Annotated in this window: 15 protein-coding genes; 10 read left to right on the forward strand and 5 right to left on the reverse strand. The window is 69.7% G+C overall.

What is annotated here, in order from left to right; all coding sequences use genetic code 11:
- Window positions 1–187: 187 nt before the first annotated feature.
- From NDR87_RS18485 to NDR87_RS18495, 4 genes are all read left to right on the forward strand, one after another.
- Entirely contained in the window at window positions 188–931 is a 744-nt protein-coding gene (locus tag NDR87_RS18485; protein WP_251913935.1) for a hypothetical protein, read from the forward strand.
- A 256-nt stretch (window positions 932–1,187) separates the two neighbouring features.
- On the forward strand, window positions 1,188–1,319 hold the full coding sequence (locus NDR87_RS37375) for a hypothetical protein (protein ID WP_286013695.1): 132 nt from the start codon (window positions 1,188–1,190) through the stop codon (window positions 1,317–1,319).
- Between the two features lie 108 nt (window positions 1,320–1,427).
- The gene (gene shbA / locus NDR87_RS18490) at window positions 1,428–2,078 is read left to right on the forward strand and encodes an RNA polymerase sigma factor ShbA (RefSeq protein WP_251913934.1); all 651 of its coding nucleotides are present in this window, start codon (window positions 1,428–1,430) and stop codon (window positions 2,076–2,078) included.
- Entirely contained in the window at window positions 2,068–2,919 is an 852-nt protein-coding gene (locus NDR87_RS18495) for a hypothetical protein (RefSeq protein WP_251913933.1), read from the forward strand. The genes shbA and NDR87_RS18495 overlap by 11 nt, the downstream gene beginning before the upstream one ends.
- 157 nt (window positions 2,920–3,076) lie before the next feature.
- On the opposite strand, the gene NDR87_RS18500 is transcribed toward NDR87_RS18495, so the two are convergent.
- On the reverse strand, window positions 3,077–4,138 hold the full coding sequence (locus NDR87_RS18500) for an aldo/keto reductase (protein WP_251913932.1): 1,062 nt from the start codon (window positions 4,136–4,138) through the stop codon (window positions 3,077–3,079).
- Window positions 4,139–4,253: 115 nt separating this feature from the next.
- Here NDR87_RS18500 and NDR87_RS18505 point away from each other — a divergent pair, with 115 nt between their 5' ends.
- Window positions 4,254–5,087: a helix-turn-helix transcriptional regulator gene (locus NDR87_RS18505; protein WP_251913931.1), complete on the forward strand. Its 834-nt coding sequence runs from the start codon at window positions 4,254–4,256 to the stop codon at window positions 5,085–5,087.
- A gap of 1 nt (window position 5,088) precedes the next feature.
- Here NDR87_RS18505 and NDR87_RS18510 read toward each other — a convergent pair whose 3' ends face one another.
- The gene (locus NDR87_RS18510; protein ID WP_251913930.1) at window positions 5,089–9,036 is read right to left on the reverse strand and encodes an amino acid adenylation domain-containing protein; all 3,948 of its coding nucleotides are present in this window, start codon (window positions 9,034–9,036) and stop codon (window positions 5,089–5,091) included.
- A 137-nt stretch (window positions 9,037–9,173) separates the two neighbouring features.
- Between NDR87_RS18510 and NDR87_RS18515 the strand changes: the two genes are divergently transcribed.
- Window positions 9,174–10,157 carry an alpha/beta hydrolase family protein gene (locus NDR87_RS18515; RefSeq protein WP_251913929.1) on the forward strand — a complete coding sequence of 328 codons (984 nt, stop codon included), beginning with the start codon at window positions 9,174–9,176 and terminating at the stop codon, window positions 10,155–10,157.
- Between the two features lie 15 nt (window positions 10,158–10,172).
- Here NDR87_RS18515 and NDR87_RS18520 read toward each other — a convergent pair whose 3' ends face one another.
- Window positions 10,173–10,883 (reverse strand): hypothetical protein, encoded by a 711-nt coding sequence (locus NDR87_RS18520; RefSeq protein WP_251913928.1) that lies wholly within the window; start codon window positions 10,881–10,883, stop codon window positions 10,173–10,175.
- 33 nt (window positions 10,884–10,916) lie between these two features.
- Complete coding sequence (locus NDR87_RS18525; RefSeq protein WP_251913927.1) at window positions 10,917–12,620, reverse strand: metallophosphoesterase; 1,704 nt, start codon at window positions 12,618–12,620, stop codon at window positions 10,917–10,919.
- Window positions 12,621–12,748: 128 nt separating this feature from the next.
- Between NDR87_RS18525 and NDR87_RS18530 the strand changes: the two genes are divergently transcribed.
- The gene (locus NDR87_RS18530) at window positions 12,749–13,084 is read left to right on the forward strand and encodes a TfoX/Sxy family protein (protein ID WP_251913926.1); all 336 of its coding nucleotides are present in this window, start codon (window positions 12,749–12,751) and stop codon (window positions 13,082–13,084) included.
- Here NDR87_RS18530 and NDR87_RS18535 read toward each other — a convergent pair.
- On the reverse strand, window positions 13,077–13,679 hold the full coding sequence (locus tag NDR87_RS18535; RefSeq protein WP_251913925.1) for a TetR/AcrR family transcriptional regulator: 603 nt from the start codon (window positions 13,677–13,679) through the stop codon (window positions 13,077–13,079). The two genes, NDR87_RS18530 and NDR87_RS18535, sit on opposite strands and share 8 nt — an antisense overlap.
- Before the next feature lie 115 nt (window positions 13,680–13,794).
- Here NDR87_RS18535 and NDR87_RS18540 point away from each other — a divergent pair, with 115 nt between their 5' ends.
- From NDR87_RS18540 to NDR87_RS18550, 3 genes are read left to right on the forward strand one after another with little or no spacing between them, the layout of a single operon-like run.
- Window positions 13,795–15,168 carry an NAD(P)/FAD-dependent oxidoreductase gene (locus NDR87_RS18540; protein ID WP_251913924.1) on the forward strand — a complete coding sequence of 458 codons (1,374 nt, stop codon included), beginning with the start codon at window positions 13,795–13,797 and terminating at the stop codon, window positions 15,166–15,168.
- Complete coding sequence (locus NDR87_RS18545; protein ID WP_251913923.1) at window positions 15,165–16,313, forward strand: serine hydrolase domain-containing protein; 1,149 nt, start codon at window positions 15,165–15,167, stop codon at window positions 16,311–16,313. Before NDR87_RS18540 ends, NDR87_RS18545 begins: the two co-directional genes overlap by 4 nt.
- The gene (locus NDR87_RS18550; RefSeq protein WP_251913922.1) at window positions 16,313–17,353 is read left to right on the forward strand and encodes an NAD(P)-dependent alcohol dehydrogenase; all 1,041 of its coding nucleotides are present in this window, start codon (window positions 16,313–16,315) and stop codon (window positions 17,351–17,353) included. Before NDR87_RS18545 ends, NDR87_RS18550 begins: the two co-directional genes overlap by 1 nt.
- Window positions 17,354–17,371 lie beyond the last annotated feature (18 nt).

Consider the following 17,371-nt stretch of genomic DNA (forward strand, 5'->3'; position numbering starts at 1 on the left):
ATCATGTCCCCCGAAGGCGGCCCAGCGGCGAGAGAGACCAAGATTCCAGGCCCTCTTCCTGCTACTTCCCGCCGAATCAGCCGAATTCGCGATCCGGTAATGTGTCGCAAGTGTCACAAATCCGGTTCAACCCTGAACGGCCTTGTGTCACCACCGGACGCACCGACACGACGGAGGGATTGCTTACGTGAGCACGGGGCTGATCGCCTGTTTCGCGGCATGCGCGCTGGCGCTGGTGACGATCGTCCTGCGCGCGAGCAAATGGCGGCAGCGCCCGCAGTCGCGCCCCTTCACGGTCACGCTGACCCTGCTGGTCGTCGGCGTCGCCCTGCGCAATCCGGCGGTGCTGGCCGGTACCTGGCTGAACGGCAACACCGCCATCGACCTGCACCTGGCCAACGCCACCGACCTGCTGGGTGATCTGTGCTACGTCGCCGCGGGGTACTTCATCTGCACTCTGGTCGCGCGCGCCTGGGGGCTGGCGATGCCGATGCCCTGGCTGGCAGGGGTTTTCACGATCGGGGCGCTGGCGATGGTGGCGCTGTGGGTCGGCTCGGACGCGCCGACCACCCCCGCGGTCTACGTCGGCTATCTCGGCGGCCCCGCGCTCGCCTACTCCTATGTCGCGGCCTCGCTGATCCTGCTGTCCAATCTGGCCCTCGTCGCGACCGCGGCGATCGCGCAGTCGTCATGGCGGGTGCGCCTGGCGCTGCTGCCGCTGGCGCTGGGCGGGCTGCTCGGCGTGATCGAGGGGCTGCTGCGCATCGGCAGCCATATCCGGCCCGAGCCGTGGGCGGAGCTGCGTGATCGAATCGGCTGGTACCCCTCGGTGGCGATGATCGTGCTGTATGCGGTGTCGGGGCTGATCGGCTACTTCATGTACGCCAGCATCACTCGGGAGCGGCGGGCGGATCGCGTCGCTGCCGAGTAGCCGGATCCGATCGTTGCCGGTGAGCTGGGCCACGCGGACTTGGTGTCCCAGATGTGAAACACCTCTCTCTGTCGAGCGCGTTCGAGTGGACGGGCGACCGGATTGACCCCGCTGGCGGGCCTGTTTCACGCCGTCGCTGTTGCAGTTTTCAATCATCATGATGCAAATACGGTTTGCAAATTCTGATGCAGCGCTGCAATAGTCGTTCCCGTAATTGCAACACGGCCCGCAGGGGTCGCATCCGAAGGAGAACATTGTGAGTACTGCCGCCGTCCTCGGTATCGGAGCCATCGTCACCGCCGTTGGCGCGGTCCTGGACTTCGTCACCCTGCCCCTGCTCGGCCTGTCGGTCGGCTCGGCGCTCGGCTCGCTGGCGCTGCTGGGCTGACCGGCGTGCGCACGGGTCCGCGGGGGTCGTCCCACCTCTCCGGGCGACCCCCGCGGACCGGTGCGAAAGCCGTTGCGTAATCGGACAATTGTGACTCGACTTCGACGCATGGATGGCTCGCGGAGCACCGATGCCGTACTGCCGGTATCGGTGCGGGTGGAGCTGGAGACCCAGGTCGATCGCGCCGTCGCGGGCGACCGCTCGGCGGTGAGCCGGGTGCTGGAGATCGTGCGCCCGTGGGTGCTGCGGTACTGCCGCGCGCGAGTGGGCGCCGGTGAGACCGCGCGATTGTCGGCCGACGATGTGGCCCAGGAGGTGTGCATCGCCGTCGCCGAGGCGCTGCCCCGTTATCGGCAGGAGGGCAAGCCGTTCATGGCCTTCGTCTACCGTGTCGCCGCGCACAAACTGGGTGACGCCTTCCGCGCCCTGCGCCGCAACCGGTCGATTCCGGCCGCGTCCGTACCCGATTCGATCGATACCGCCAGCGGCCCCGAGGCGCGGGCCCTCGACCGCGAGGCCGCCGAACGCATGCGCGCCCTGATCGAAACGCTGCCGCCCACCCAGCGTCACATCGTCTACCTGCGCGTCGTCGCCGGACTGTCCGCCGACGAGGTCGCCGCCCGGCTCGGCACCTCCCCGGGCGCGGTCCGCACCGCCCAGCACCGCGCGCTGTCGCGGCTGCGCGCGGAACTGTCCCCGCGCGGCCATTGTCGTCGACCCGAAACGAGAGAACCGATTCGAGCACGTCATGAGATCTGACACCGTCTTCCCGGCGAAGCGAACGGCCCTGGCGGCCGCCCTCGCCGTAACCATCGCGACCGGTTCGGCCGGACTCGTCGCCGCTCCGGCCATCGCCGATCCCAATACTCACTCCGAAAGTGCCACGCGCACAGCCGAATCCGAATCAACGAGCGCCGAGCCGACACCGCCGCCCAGGCCCGAACCGCCGACCGCACCCGAGCCGCCGCCCGACCGCCAATCGCCGACGCTGATCGTGGTCCCCCCGCCCGCCGCCGAGCGCCCGACCGACGACAGCGGTCGCGGCGACTCGAATCGCTTCGATCGCAACGGATTCGACCGCGACGGCTACGACCGCTGGGGCTACGACCGCCAGGGCTACGATCGGCAGGGCTTCAACCGCCAGGGTTTCGATCGCGCCGGTTTCGACCGCGCCGGACTCGATCGCTGGGGCAACGACCGGCGCGGATACCGGTCCAACAATGCCAACCGCGACGGTTTCGACCGCGACGGATTCGATCGCTGGGGTTACGACCGAGGCGGTTTCGATCGCGCGGGCCGCGACCGGTTCGGCTACGACCGCCAAGGCTACAACCGGCAGGGTTATGACCGGTTCGGTTACGACCGAGCGGGTTACGACCGCTGGGGATACAACCGCCACGGGCTCGACCGCTGGGGCAACCCGCGCCCACCGGGCGCACCCCGCCCCGCACCCGCCCCGTCTCCGCAGCGCCCGCTGCCCGAACCGGTCGACCGCTTCCTTCGCACGCTGCCGCCACCGGTCGAACAGGCGGTGCGCTCGCCGGTGCAGTCCGCCTTCGACGCGCTGCCCTGGCTGCACGACGTGCCGTGGCCCCGATAGCGGGTCGGGCCACGGTATGCCGTCGCGTTCGCGTTCCCGCCGGTCGGCCTCATCCCTCGCCCGACCGGCGCCCCGGGTCCCCACCCGGCGCGTGACGCGGCGGCGGCGACCGGATGCGCGGGGGCGTCGCCGCCCGGCCCCTCGCGCATCCGGATCGTCAGCGCGCCTGGATCTTCAGATCTCCGACAGTCACCGAGCGGGTCATGGGCCGGTCGAGGAAATCGTGCGGGAAGCCGAGTTCGACGGCACTCGCCGCGTGCAGCCGCTCCAACTGGCCCGGCTCGAACTCGACCTCCAGCGCCCCGAGATTGTCCGCCAGCTGAGCCGGGGTGCGCGCCCCGATGATCGGCGCGGTCACCCCCGGATTGTTTAGCGTCCAGGCCAGCGCCACCTGCGACGGGGTCCGATGCATCTGCGCGGCAACCTCTTTCACCACATCCGCGATCGCCAGCCCGCGTTCGGTGAGCGCCCCGCTGGCGATCGCCAGATTCTTGCGGGTGCCCTCCGGCGATCCCACGGCAGGCTCGCCGAGATCGGCGCGGCCGTATTTGCCCGACAGCACCCCGCTGCCCAGCGGCGACCAGGGCACCACACCCAGTCCCAATTCCCGGGCCATTGGGATCAGATCGCGCTCCACCGTGCGCTCGATGAGGCTGTATTCGATCTGCAAGGCCACCAGGGGCGCCCAGCCCCGCAGGTCCGCGATGGCCTGCATGCGCGCGACCTGCCAGGCCGGGGTGTCGGAGATGCCGACGTAGAGCACCTTGCCCTGGCGCACCAGATCGTCGAGCCCGCGCAGGATCTCCTCCACCGGGGTCAGGAAGTCCCACGCGTGCAGGTACAGCAGATCGATGTAATCCGTATTCAGTTGTCGCAGACTGTTTTCCACCGAGGCGAACATGCTCTTGCGATGGTTGCCGCCGGAGTTCGGATCACCCGGACGGCGCAGCATGGTGTATTTCGTTGCCAGCACCAGACTTTCGCGATTGTTCCGGGTGAACTCGCCCAGCAGCCGCTCGGCACTGCCCCCGGTGTACATGTTGGCGGTGTCGATGAAGTTCCCGCCGCGCGCGACGTAGCCGTCGAACAGTTCGCGCGCGACGTCGGCGTTCGCGCCCCAGCCCCAGTCCGAGCCGAAGGTCATGGCGCCGAGGGCGAGCGGGGAGACCCGCAGCCCGGACCGGCCCAGCAGCCGGTAGGTGTCGAGGGTCAGCGACATCTGTCCTCCTGTGTCGTACTCACTGTCGGCCTCGAGTCTGTGGCCGTGCGCGAGCGGCGGTAAGGGAGGGCATTTCCTGGGAAGGCCAGTCCCACCCTGGTCGTAGGATCGAACGATGACGAGTGGCACCGTGGATGCGACCCAGGAACTCGCCGCATTCCTGCGGACTCGGCGCGAACGACTCGACCCCGGCGACTTCGGCCTGCCGCAGCGCCGCCAGTCGCGCCGCACGCCCGGCCTGCGCCGCGAGGAGGTCGCCGAGCTGGCCGGGGTGAGCACCGATTACGTCGTCCGGCTCGAACAGGGTCGGGGCCTGCGGCCCTCGCCGGAGGTGCTCGACGCGCTGGCGCGTGCCCTGCGGCTGGCCCCCGACGAGCGCGCCTACCTGTTCGATCTGGCCCAGCAGCGTCCGCCGCAGCTCGACCCGGCGGTGACGACGGTCGCTCCGGAGCTGATCCGATTGGTACGCGATCTGTCGCCGCGTCCGGCGATGCTGCTCAACCACCGCTACGACATCCTGGCGTGGAATCCGGAGATGTCGCGCCTGCTGCTGGATCTCGAGACGCTGCCGCCGCGGCAGCGCAACAGCATGTGGCTGTGCCTGATGCATCCGCGGATGCGCGATTTCTTCGTCGATCGCGAGCAGATCCTGCGCGAGGGCATCGCCGATCTGCGCGCGGCCTGGGCCGCCCATCCCGAGGACGGGCCGCTGAGCGACCTCATCGCCGAATTCCGCAGCCGCGATGCCGAATTCGCGCGGCTGTGGGCCATGCGTGACGTGCGGGTCAACGGCCGTGGGATCAAGGTCATGCGGCATCCACAGGTCGGTCGGGTCGCCGTGCGGTTCGAGGTGCTGATGCCGATGCAGGACCCCGGTCAGCGGCTGGTGATCTACCGCGCCGCCGACGAGGAGAGTCGGGCGGCGCTCGATCGGCTGTGCGGGGCCTGAGTCAACGCGACAACGCGGACTCCGCCACCCGCTTCAGGCGGCGGGCGAGGATCGGGCCGATGACGGCGACGACCGCCGAATTGGTCAGCTGCGCATGGGTGGCGTCCACCGGGTGCTCGATGAGCTCGCCGGTCACATACGGTCGCCACATCCGCGCATCGAGCGCGGCGGTCACCCCACGGGTCGCCGAAAAGTACAGCAGGTCACCGTCGAATACGCGGGGCCGATAGCCGTGGGCGAGCGCGACGCCCGCGACATATCCGCGGTGCAGCCGCTCGAGGCGGCTCGCGGTCAATCCCGTGCCGAATGATCCGGGCGCACGGGCCAGCTCGGCCGCGGCCTCGGCGGCGGTGAGGTCGGGCGCGTCGTCGGCATCGTCGGGTTCGTCACCGAGTAGATGGGTCAGCAGATCTCGCATACGCGGCGGCGTCGGCGGCTCGGTGCCGGGAGGAACGACGACGCTGTCGAGCATGGCCAGCACGGCGACCTCCTCGCCGTCGGCCCGCAGCCGCACCGCCAGGGCGTGGGCGATCTGTCCGCCCAGTGACCAGCCGAGCAGATGATACGGACCCTGCGGCTGCACGGCCCGGATGGCGTCGAGGTAGTCGTCGACCAGCTCGTCGATGGTGGCGGCATCGGCGCCGGAGGTGAGCACCGCCGCCTGGAGCCCGTAGACGGGACGGTCGGTGATGTGCTGCGCCAGCCCCGCATAGCACCACGCCAGCGGCACCGCCGAATGCACGCAGAACAGCGGCGGCCGAGTTCCCTTGCGGCGCAACGGGAGCAGCACCCCCAACGCGTCGTCGTCGGCGTCGCGACCGTCGTAGCCGGCGATCCGAGCGGCGAGCGCGCCCACGGTCGGTGTCGCGTAGAGCCAGCGGACCGTCACCGGCACGCCGGTGGCGGCGGCGATCTCGGCCGAAACCGCCACGGCGAGCAGTGAATTCCCGCCGAGCTCGAAGAAGTCGTCGTCGCGTCCGACATTGTCCGCGCCGAGCGCCGCGCCGTAGCGGGTGGCGACCAGCCGCTCCAGCTCGGTCTGCGGTTCGCGCGTGGGGCGGGTGCCGCGGGCCGGGGGCGGCAGGGCCGATCGATCGATCTTTCCATTGCCCGACAACGGCATTCGGTCCAGTTCGATCAGCATCGCGGGCACCATGGCGGCGGGCAGGGTGTCCCGCAGTCGGCGCAGTGCGGCAGGGGCATCGAATCCGATGCCCTCGGCGGCGACCACATAGCCCACCAGCCGCGCACCCGGCCGCCTCGCGTCGGCGACGGTCACCGCGGCGGCGGTGATCCCCGGCACGGCGAGCAGCGCGGCCTCGATCTCGGTGGGTTCGATCCGCCGTCCGTGCAGCTCGAGCTGCCCGTCCAGCCGCCGCAGATATTCGAACGCGCCGTCCGGTCGGCTGCCGACCAGGTCGCCCGTGCGATACAGCCGATCCCCGCCACCGAACGGGTTGGCGATGAACCGCGCCGCCGTGCCCGCCGGATCGTGCAGATAGCCGTGGGCGAGTGCCGGGCCGCCCAGGTAGAGTTCACCGCGCGCACCGGCCGGTGCGCACCGCAACCGCGAATCCAGCACCGCCGCAAGCATTCCCGGCAGCGCGCGCCCGATGGTCACCGGCTCGTGTGCCGTCAGCGCCCCGGTCTCGGTGGCCATCACGGTCGCCTCGGTCGGGCCGTAGCCGTTGAACAGGCGCACGTGCGGGGCCCATTCGCGCACCAGCGTCGCCGGGCAGGGCGCCCCGCCGACGGCCACGACCTCCAGCCCCGGTACCCGATCCGGAGCGAGGGTGGCCAGCACCGCGGGCGCGGTCTGGAATACGGTGCAGCCGCCGGTGCGGATCAGCCGGGCCAGTTCGGCGCCCGCGATCACCGTGGGTGGGGCGACCACCAGACGCCCGCCCGCGGCGAAGGCGCCCAGCAGTTCCAGCAGATGTGCGTCGAAGGTCGCGGTGTGCGAATGCAGCAGCACCGAATCGCGGTTCAGCCCATAGTGTTCGACGAGGTAGTCGGTCAGCGCTCCCAGGCCGTGGTGACCGACCACCACGCCCTTCGGGGTGCCGGTGGTGCCCGAGGTGTGAATGAGGTACGCCGGATGCGCCGGTCGCAGCGGCCGCGGCCGGTCGGCGTCGGTGATCGGCGTCGCGGCCAGCCGGGCGGCCCGTGCCGCGTCCCCCGGGTCGTCGAGCACCAGCCAGTCCACCCCGCCGGATCCGTTCGCACGGCCCCCGCTGTCGCCGTTCGGAAGTCGGTCGCGCACCGAGCCGACCGTGATCCCCCAGCGCGCGGCGCAATTGGAGATCACGGTCGCCACTCGCAGCGGGGGATCGTCGGGGTCGATCGGCACGAAGCACGCACCGGATTTGGCGACCGCCCACAGGGCCAGCACGGACTCCGCCGACCGAGGCACGGCGACGACCACCAGGTCCCCGGGACCCGCGCCGCGGGCCAGTAGCGCTCGAGACCAGCGCGAGGACGCCTCGTCCAGCTCCCGATAGGTGAGCGTGCGGTCGCGGTCGGACACCGCCACCGCGTCGGGTGTCATGGCCGCGCGCAACAGTTCGGGCAGCGTCCGAACCGATCCGGGTGGGGACGGCGGCGGTACCGGTTTCGGTGCCGGATCCAGATCGGCTGCGACGCAGTCCTTCTCGGCGGCCAGAAAGTGCGCGAAGTAGTTCAGGAACGCGTGCTGATGCCGGATCATCGTCTCGTGCCGATAGCGGGCCGGGTTCGCCTGGAAATCGACGCATACCGAGCGCTCGTCCGGCCCGACCTGATAGCCGTTGACCTGCAGGTCCGCCACGGGCCCGAGCGCGAGCACCCGACCGTGCCCGACGAGCGGGCCGAAGCGCAGCGGTGCGATGAAGCCGAGGACATTGACCACCGGCCCGAATCCCGCACGCAGGGAGGGGTTTTCGCGCCGAATGTCTTCGTGGCGGTGCCGCTGGTGCCGCAGCGCCCCGATGACGGCCGAACGCACCTGCGCGATGATCTCGCCTACGGTGGCGACGTCGAGATCGCGCAGCCGCAGGGGGACGACATTGGACAGTGAGCCCGCCGACCGGCGCAGCGCGGCGGTGGGCCGGGCGGTGACCGGCAGCGTGAGCACGACCTCGGCGCTGCCGGTCATGCGTGCCAGATAGCAGGCGAAGGCCGCGATGGTCAGTTCGGGGAAGGTAGCGCCGTGGGCGGCCTTGGCCAGGGCGAGCAGCCGCGCTGTCGCCGGATCCAGGGTGGCTGTGCTGTGGTGCGGCCGCGCCTGCGGCGGGGCGTTTTCGACGGTCAGGCTCACCGGCTCATCCACTCCGGCGAGCCGGTCGTGCCAGTAGGCCCGATCGGCGTCGGCGCGGGAAGAGTCTTGGTACGCGCGTTCGTCTTCCAGAAGTCGGGCTACCGGCAGTGCCTCGGATGCCAATGGCTTCGCGGGGCTTGGCCTTTCGGTCGAAAGGGCGGCCCGGTACAGCTCCGCAGTCCGCCGCACCACCGCGGCCGCGCCGACGCCGTCCAGAAATATGTGGTGGCTGCGCAGATACATCAGATGTCGATCCGGACCCACCGTGAACAGCACGGCGACGGTCGGCCGATCCGCGCGGGGGTCCAGCGGCGCGCTGTAATCGCGCTCCATCCGATCCAGCGCTGCCGCAACCGGATCGGCCTCGCTCGTCGTATCCACCGTGTCGAACGGCAGCGGAGCCTCGAGATCGACATACTGGCACGGAGTTCCGTCGACGACGCACACCCGCAGATGCGGCGACTCGAGTTCGCGCGCGGCCTGCCGAGCCGACCGAGCCAGCAGATCGATGTCGAGGGGGCCCGCCAAATCCAGATACATCGCCACCGTCATCGGCACGGCCGGGTGCAGCTGCTGCGCCAACCACCAGCCCCACTGGGCCTTCGACAGCGGGTGCGTCCGCCGCACCGCGGCGTCCGGCCGTACGGTCAACATGCCCTCCCTGCAGATCCGGAAAACGCAGCCGAGAACCTCTCGGCAAACCTACGGCATGGGTGGGCCGGATCGGTGTTTCCAGCGGGTCACGGCATGGCGCGCTGGCTGGTTGCTGGGCTGATGCGATACTCCTGGTCATGCACCGGCTCCCGCGCTGCCTGGCCGTCCTGTTCACCGTGTTCGCCGCGTTTGCCACGCTCTTGCCCGCAGCCGTGTCCGCCGATCCCGGCAACTCGGCCATCCTCGAGGTGCGGCCGCTGGGCGGGCGGCAGTACTCGGTGGTGGTGCACTCCGCGGCGATGAACAAGGCGGTGACCGTGTGGATTTCGCATCCGGGCGGACCGGCGCCCGCGCTGTATCTGCTCAATGCCGTGGACGGCGGCGAGGACGGCGGGCCGTGGACCGCCCGGACCGACGTCGCCGAGTTCTTCGCCGACAAGTCGGTCAATGTGATCGTGCCGATGGGCGGGCGCGCGAGCTACTACACCGACTGGGTGAGCGACGATCCGGTGCTGGGCCGAAACAAATGGTCCACCTTCCTGATTCGGGAACTGCCCGCGCTGCTGCGCGACCGTTTCCAGCTGACCGGTCGCAATGCCGTTGCGGGAACATCGATGTCGGCGACCTCGGCGCTGGATCTGGCGATCGAGGCGCCCGGAATGTATCAGGCGGTCGGCGCGTACAGCGGCTGCCCGCGCACCAGCGATCCGCTCGCCCGCGCGTACGTCCATTCCCAGCTGGGCATCTTCGGCGCCAATGCCGCCAATATGTGGGGTACGCCCGACGATCCGGCCTGGCTCGCCCACGATCCCATCGTCAATGCCGAGCGACTGCGCGGCCTGGCCCTCTACATCTCCGCGGGCAACGGCGCCCCCGGCAGCCACGACGCCCTCACCGATCCGTCCATCGGCGGCAACCCCGCGACCCTGGCCAACCGCATGGGCATCGGCGGGCCGATGGAGGCGGTGGTCAACTCCTGCACCCGAGCCCTCACCGACCGCCTTGCCGCCCTGGGCATTCCAGCCACCGTGGCATTGCGCCCCGGCACCCACGCCTGGCCGTACTGGCAGGACGATCTGCACGACTCCTGGCCCCTGTTCGCGAGCGCCCTGGGCATCTGACCGCGGGTAACCGCGTCACCCGTCGTCGAGCACGCCATGGATGCCCCCGAGGACCTCGAGCAGCGCCGGATCGTCGACGCGGTCGAAGGCCGCGGTGACCGCGGCGAGCGCCGGTCCCTCGCCGAGCCAGGCGACCACCTCGCGATAGGTCGGTAATGTCCGGTCCCAGAACGCGTTGTTCGGAATCAGGACGCCATGTTTGCGGCGGCAGTCGCGCGTGAGGAACTCGTGCAGCCGAAGGATCGCGGCGGCGCTGTCGAGACGCGCCCACCGGGCCAGCCGGGCCGCGAGCGTATCCTCGGCGGAACCCAACGCGCACACCAGCGTTCCGACATTCTCGTGCGGTGGCTCATCGGTCAGCAGATCGGTCCACAGCGCGTCGAATACGGCCGCGATGGCACCGGCCTGCTCCCACGATCGCCAGCCCGCCCGACGTAATTTGCCGTAGCACGTCTCGACCGCGGGCATATCCGGGTCGTGTGTGTGCAGCAGCTGCAGCATCCGGCCGGTCAGATATCGCAGATCGGCCGCGGATCCGACGGTGTCCAGCACGCTGAAGGCGTACGGGCCCAGGTCTCTTCCGGTCAGCTGGGAGCGCGGCCGCATCAGCAGGACGGCGAAATCCTCGACCCGGCGACAGCACGGACAGACATCGATTGCCGGCGGTGGCCGGACCGGCGCGAACGCATCGTCCAGCGCTTGCAATGCGCGCCGAATCTCCCGCATCCCCAGACACTAAGCAACGGGATCCCGCCCGGGCTAGCTGTTTACCGTGCGCCGGTAGGTGACCTTGTCGAACTCCCGGCCGTATTCGTCCACCGCGACGACGTCCATCTCGCTGGCGAAGAAGCCGGGGCGCACGTCGACCCGGATGAAGGAATAGTTGCGGAAGCGGACCCGGGACCAGGGGGCCGCCTCGTCCTGTTTGTCGCCGTCGGCGGTCCAGACGTAGCTGTTGGGGACGGTGGTGTCGGGAATCTGGTGGCCTCGGTAGGTCTCCTGCGAGCCGGGTTGGAAACCGTAGCGGGGGCGGCCGCCGCCGCCGACGGTGTAGTAGACCGTGCCGTCGGTCTCGGGGTAGACGATCGAGTTGTCGCCCGCGGGCTTGGTCGGGCGCCCGGCTCGGATGGGGTCGGTGCGCTCGAAGATGTGGTTGTGGCCCTGTAGGACGAGGTCCACCCGGTACCGGTCGAACAGCTCGCACCAGGCGTCGCGCACGCCGCCGTCGCTGGCGTGGGAATCGGTGGTGGAGTAGGCGCAGTGGTGGAAGAAGCAGACGATGAAGTCGATGTTCGGATCGCTGCGGTATGCCGCGAGAGTCCTTGCCACCCAGCCGTTCTGGGCACCTCCGGAATAGCCGGTATTGGCCCTGATCTCATAGGAGATGTCGTTGGCGTCCAGCGACAGCACCGCGAGGTTGCCGTAGCCGAACGAGTAGGCCGAGGGGCAGCCCGCCGGGCCGTTGCCCGGCAGGTCCAGGCGCGCGAGATGTCCGCCGTAGCCGTGGGTGTCGTAGGCGGCCTCCATGTCGTGGTTGCCGGTGGCGAACATCCAGGGCGTGGTCGAGGCGCTGGCCTCGATGGCGCCGAAATACACGTCCCACACATAGGGATTGAACTTGTCGAAGCCGCCGCCGACCTTGCCGCCGGACGGCACGAATTGCGCGGCCCTGCCCGCACCGGAGGGGTCGGCATAGGCGATGTCCCCGGCGAGGATGTGGAAGTCCGGTCGGCAGGCCACGATCTGGTTCAGCACATTGGCCGCATGCGGCACGGTCGGATCGTTGTCGGGCTTGTAGTAGTTGTCGTCGTAGTCACCCGCCACCAAACCCGTTGGCCGCGTTGGTGTGTCGTCGGTGCCCTGATCGCCCATCATGGTGAAGCGGAACGGCAGCACGGCCCCGCGCATACTCGGCATTGCCGGTGCGGCGCTGCGCACGTCGCCGACGAAGCCGTCGGAGGTGCGCCAGCGGTAGAAGTGCGGCACCCGCCCGGGCAGCCCGTCCACCGGCGCGTGCACGTAGAACTGTTCGGCCGCGAGCACCCCGCCGTCGCTGCTCGGGATCTGGGTGATCAGATCGCGCACCTCGGCCTCGACCGTCGCGCCGAGCATCGGTGTCGGACCGTGTTCGAGAAAGACCTTGGTGCCCTGCGGATTACGCGACAGCTGCGCGGCGAAGCGGAGCTGACTGGCCGCATCGGGTCCGAAGCCGACATGCCGCCCGGCGACCGCGAGCCGGGCGTCCTCGGCGTATGCGCGGGTGCCGAAGGGAGAGACGCCCGCGGCCGCCACCGCCGCGGCCGCCGCCGAGCCGCGCAGGAAGTTGCGCCGTGAGACCGGATGGCGGCGCAGGTGGGCGCGATGCCACTCGTACTGCTCGGCCATGGTCGTGGTGGCGGCCACCTGCTCGGGAATCCCGGTGTCCGGAACATCACCGGCAGGGTTCAGGCGATTGGACGGCATGAGGTTGGATGCTCGTCGCGTAGCGATCGGCGAGCAACTCGAACCGGCGGTCGCGCCTAAAAAATCTTGATGAACTTTGGGTGCATGGTCGTGCATATGTGTCGGTGGTCCGGCACACAATGCCCGCTATGGCGTACGACGAGCAGCTGGCCGACCGGATCCGCGACGCCCTGGGCCCCGCGCTGCCCGAGGCGGTCGAGAAGAAGATGTTCGGCGGCCTGTCCTTCCTGATCGACGGCAATTTGGCTGTCGCGGCCAGCGGCAAGGGCGGGCTGCTGGTCCGCGTCGCCCCCGAGGAGGTCGACCGCCTCATCGATGGGGAGTTCGTCACCGTGATGACGATGGGCGGCCGGGAGATGCGGAACTGGCTGCGCGTGGCCCCCGAACCGCTGGCCGACGACGCGGTACTGGGGGAGTGGGTCGAGCGCGGCGTGCGCTACGCCCGCAGCCTGCCCGCTAAATAGCCGTCGGCGCCCGCAGGGCAGGGAACCAGATATCGGTGAGCACCTCCGCCGCCTGCTCGGCCGAGACCTCGATCGTGCCCTGCATGGCCCAGCGGGTGAAGAACCGTTCCAGTTGGGCGACAAGCAATTCGACGCGCAGCCGCGCCTCGTCCCGGCGCGCCTCGGGCCAGCGCGACAGATACGAGGTCATGCTGTCGGGCAGCGCCCTCATGCCCGCGCGGGCGACCTCGCGGAACTCCGGTTCGAGGGCGGTGGCCTCGTCCCAGGCGGGCAGCAGATCCTTGTGCTCGAAGAACCAGCCGATCGCGCGGGTCATCCAGGCGGCGAATTCGGCGCGCGAGCCGGTGTCGAGCACCCGGTCCAGATCCGCGTAGAAGCGCAGGACGCTGGGCAGCGTGCCCTCCTCGGCGATCGCCCGCAGCACCTCGGTCTTGCCCGTGAAATGCAGATAGAAGGTGGCTCGGCTGCAGCCGACGGCGGCGGCGATGTCGTCGACCCGCACGCTCGAGTAGCCCCGGGTCTCGAACAGTCCCCGGGCCGCGTCGACGATGCGTGCGCGGGTCAGCCGCTTCTGTTCGTCACGCAGCGAAGGCATGTCGTCGATATTAGACGATGGGTCACTCACTGGACGCTGTGTCCAGCGAGTGCTACGGTGTGTGCCACATCACGTCCGGCCCGGTCCTCGACCGGCGGCCGAACAGGAGAGTCAGTTGGATACACGCGAGCTACCCCGGGTGTGCGTCATCGGCGCCGGACCGTCGGGCATCACCACCGCGAAACGCCTCGCCGAGTACGACATCCCCTTCGACTGCTACGAGGCCTCCGACGAGGTCGGCGGAAACTGGTACTTCAAGAACCCCAACGGCATGTCGGCCTGCTATCAGAGCCTGCACATCGACACCTCGAAGTATCGCCTGCAATTCGAGGACTTCCCCGCGCCCGACGGATGGCCGGACTTCCCGCATCACGCGCAGCTTTTCCAGTACTTCCGGGACTACGTCGACCACTTCGGCCTGCGCGAGCGCATTCGATTCAACACCAAAGTCGTTGTGGCCGAGCGCGATCCGGACGGCCTCTGGCTGGTGCGCACCGACACCGGCGAAACCGCGGTCTACGACGTGCTGATCGTCGCCACCGGTCACCACTGGGATCCCAACCTGCCCGACTACCCGGGCGAGTTCCACGGCGAACTGCTGCACAGCCACGCCTACAACGATCCGTTCGATCCGGTCGATATGCGTGGCAAGCGAATCGTGGTGGTAGGCATGGGCAATTCGGGCCTGGACATCGCCTCGGAGTTGTCGCAGAAATTTCTGGCCGAGCGGTTGTTCGTCTCCGCCCGCCGCGGCGTGTGGGTGCTGCCGAAATACGTCAACGGTCGGGTCGGTGACCGCCGTTCCATGCCGCGCTGGATGCCGCCGCGGCTCGGCCTGCGGCTCAAACAGCGCTTCGTGCGCAAATATCGCGGTGAGATGGAGAATTACGGCCTGCCCAAACCGGATCACCTGCCGTTCGAGGCGCATCCGTCGGCCAGTGAGGAATTCCTGCACCGGGCCGGTTGCGGCGATATCGTGTGCAAACCGGCGATCACCCGCCTGGACGGTGACCGGGTGCACTTCGCCGACGGCAGCGCCGAGACCGTGGACGTGGTGCTGTGCGCCACCGGCTACCGCATCAGCTTCCCGTTCTTCTCCGATCCGAATCTCCTGCCCGGCAAGGACAATCGCTTCCCGCTGTTCCAGCTGATGATGAAGCCGGGGGTGAACGACCTGTTCTTCATGGGCCTGGCCCAGCCGCTGCCCACGCTGGTCAACTTCGCCGAGCAGCAGAGCAAATTCGTGGTGGCGTACCTGACCGGCCGCTACCATCTGCCGACCCGCGGGGAGATCGACCGGGCGGTCCGCGACCAGGAGGCGCGGCGCACCGGGCGCTATTACGACTCGCCGCGCCACACCATTCAGGTCGAATTCCAGCCGTACGTGCGCGGCCTGTTCAAGGAGCTGGCACGCGGTGCGAAACGTGCCGCCGCAGCGGGCAATTCGCTGCCCGTTGCGGCCCGCGCCGCGCAGGGGGTGCGCCGATGACCCGCGCCTCGGGCTTCTGCCGGGACGAATTCGCTGGAGTGCGAGCGGTATTCGACGAACAGCTGGCCTCCGGCGCGGAGTTGGGCGCGGCGCTGTGCGTGACCGTCGACGGTGATCCGGTCCTGGATCTGTGGGGCGGTTACGCCGATCCGGAGCGGACCCGGCCGTGGAGCGCGGACACGCTGGTGAACGTCTTCTCGGTCACCAAGACCATGACCGCGCTGTGCGCACTGCTACTGGTGGATCGCGGCGAGCTGGACATGGACGAGAAGGTGGCGCACTACTGGCCGGAGTTCGCCGCGAACGGCAAGGGCGACATCGAGATTCGGCAGCTGCTCGCGCACACCTCCGGCGTCTCCGGCTGGGAGCGCCCGATCGAGATCGCCGATCTCTACGATGCCGAGGCCGCCGCGGCCCGGCTGGCCGCCCAGGCGCCGTGGTGGGAGCCGGGGACCGCCTCGGGCTATCACGCGCTGAACTACGGCCATCTCATCGGTGAGGTGATCCGCCGCATCACCGGCAGCTCACTGGGCCGCTTCTTCGCCGCCGAACTGGCCGGTCCACTGGGCGCGGACTTCCACATCGGCACCGGGCCGGAGCACTTCGATCGGATCGCCACCCTGGAGCAGCCGCGGCTGCCGACCTTCGATCTGGCCGCCCTCGATCAGGACAGCGTGCTGATCAAGACGCTCACCAGCCCGCTGCTCGACGTCGCCGTGACCGCCACGCCCGCCTGGCGGCAGGCCGAGATAGGCGCGTTGAACGGGCACGGCAACGCCCGTTCGGTGGCGCGGGTGCAATCGGTGGTGTCCTGCGGCGGCCAGGTGAGCGGACAGCGCCTGCTCTCGCCCGCGACCCTGGAACTGATCTTCCGGCAGCAGAGCGACGGCGTGGACCTCGCGCTGCTGACCCCGCTGCGGTTCGGCATCGGCCACGGACTGCCGCAGCCGCAGACCGTGCCCTGGGTGCCCGGCGGGCGGGTGTGCTGGTGGTCCGGATACGGCGGATCGATGGTCGTCAACGACCTGGATCGCCGAATCAGCTTCGCCTACACCATGAATCGCATGGCGAGCGGGCTGATCGGCTCCGACCGGTGCGACCGCTACCTGCGGGCGACCTTCGACGCCGTCGCGGGACGGGTGTGATGCGCGCCCTGCAATTGACCGCGCCCGGCACCCTCGAGCTGCGCGAGGTCCCCGTGCCCGAGATCGGCCCCGCCGACCTGCTGCTACGGGTGGGCGCGGCCGGGCTGTGCCATTCCGACTCCTACGTGCTGAGCCTGCCGTTTTCCCTGCGGGCCGAGCCACTGACCCTCGGCCACGAGATCGCCGGGACCGTCGCGGCCGTCGGGACGGACGTCACCGGCCGCGCGGTCGGCGAGCGTGGCGTGGTCTACCTGTGCTGGTCCTGCGGCGGCTGCCGGGAATGTCTGCGCGGCAACGAGAATGTGTGCCTGGCCGCCGGGCGCGCGGCCATGCCGCCGTGCCCGGGGCTGGGACCCGACGGCGGCATGGCGGAATACGTTCGGATACCGGCGAATTCGTTCGTGCCGATCGGTGAGCTGGACTTCGACGCAGCCGCCCCGCTGGCCGATGCCGCGCTCACCTCGTATCACGCCGTTCGGGGCGCTCGTGATCAGCTGCACCCCGGCGCGACCGCGGTCGCCATCGGCGTCGGCGGACTCGGTCATGTGGCCGTGCAGATCTTGAAGGCCGTGGCCGAGATTCGTGTCATCGCCGTCGATATCGCCCCCGACAAGCTGGAACTGGCCGCCGACTGCGGCGCGGATCTCGGACTGCTCGCCGGGGAGGACACCGCGGCGCGAATTCTCGAGCTCACCGAGGGTCGCGGCGCCGAGGCGGTCTTCGACTTCGTCGGCGACGATGCCACCGCCCGGCTGGCGGTGCGCTCGGTGGCCCCGAACGGCGCGTATCGCATGGTCGGACTCGGCGGCGGCAATCCGGGCATCGATGCCGGACCAGCCGGAGGGCCGGGGCTCCCCTGGGGAGCCACGGTGCGAAAGTCCTACGGCGGCACCAAAAGCGATCTTGCGGCGGCTGTCGAGCTGGCCCGGTCGGACGCGCTGCGGGTAGTCGTGGAGCGATTCGACCTCGCGGACGGGCCCGCCGCCCTCGATCGGCTCGACCGCGGCCTGATCCGCGGCCGCGCCGTGCTGATCCCCTGAACTACCGCGAGCGAGGAT

The sequence above is a fragment of the Nocardia sp. CDC159 genome, from assembly GCF_023740735.1.
In the GTDB taxonomy this organism is placed as follows: domain Bacteria; phylum Actinomycetota; class Actinomycetes; order Mycobacteriales; family Mycobacteriaceae; genus Nocardia; species Nocardia pulmonis.

Excerpts from the sequence above, each read along its gene's own strand:
- NDR87_RS18530 (WP_251913926.1), top strand. The coding sequence starts at position 12,749 with ATGGCGTACGACGAGCAGCTGGCCGACCGGATCCGCGACGCCCTGGGC.
- NDR87_RS18520 (WP_251913928.1), bottom strand. The coding sequence starts at position 10,883 with ATGCGGGAGATTCGGCGCGCATTGCAAGCGCTGGACGATGCGTTCGCG.
- NDR87_RS18495 (WP_251913933.1), top strand. The coding sequence starts at position 2,068 with ATGAGATCTGACACCGTCTTCCCGGCGAAGCGAACGGCCCTGGCGGCC.
- NDR87_RS18550 (WP_251913922.1), top strand. The coding sequence starts at position 16,313 with ATGCGCGCCCTGCAATTGACCGCGCCCGGCACCCTCGAGCTGCGCGAG.
- NDR87_RS18545 (WP_251913923.1), top strand. The coding sequence starts at position 15,165 with ATGACCCGCGCCTCGGGCTTCTGCCGGGACGAATTCGCTGGAGTGCGA.
- shbA (WP_251913934.1), top strand. The coding sequence starts at position 1,428 with ATGGATGGCTCGCGGAGCACCGATGCCGTACTGCCGGTATCGGTGCGG.
- NDR87_RS18525 (WP_251913927.1), bottom strand. The coding sequence starts at position 12,620 with ATGCCGTCCAATCGCCTGAACCCTGCCGGTGATGTTCCGGACACCGGG.
- NDR87_RS18515 (WP_251913929.1), top strand. The coding sequence starts at position 9,174 with ATGCACCGGCTCCCGCGCTGCCTGGCCGTCCTGTTCACCGTGTTCGCC.
- NDR87_RS18500 (WP_251913932.1), bottom strand. The coding sequence starts at position 4,138 with ATGTCGCTGACCCTCGACACCTACCGGCTGCTGGGCCGGTCCGGGCTG.
- NDR87_RS18535 (WP_251913925.1), bottom strand. The coding sequence starts at position 13,679 with ATGCCTTCGCTGCGTGACGAACAGAAGCGGCTGACCCGCGCACGCATC.
- NDR87_RS18510 (WP_251913930.1), bottom strand. The coding sequence starts at position 9,036 with ATGTTGACCGTACGGCCGGACGCCGCGGTGCGGCGGACGCACCCGCTG.
- NDR87_RS18505 (WP_251913931.1), top strand. The coding sequence starts at position 4,254 with ATGACGAGTGGCACCGTGGATGCGACCCAGGAACTCGCCGCATTCCTG.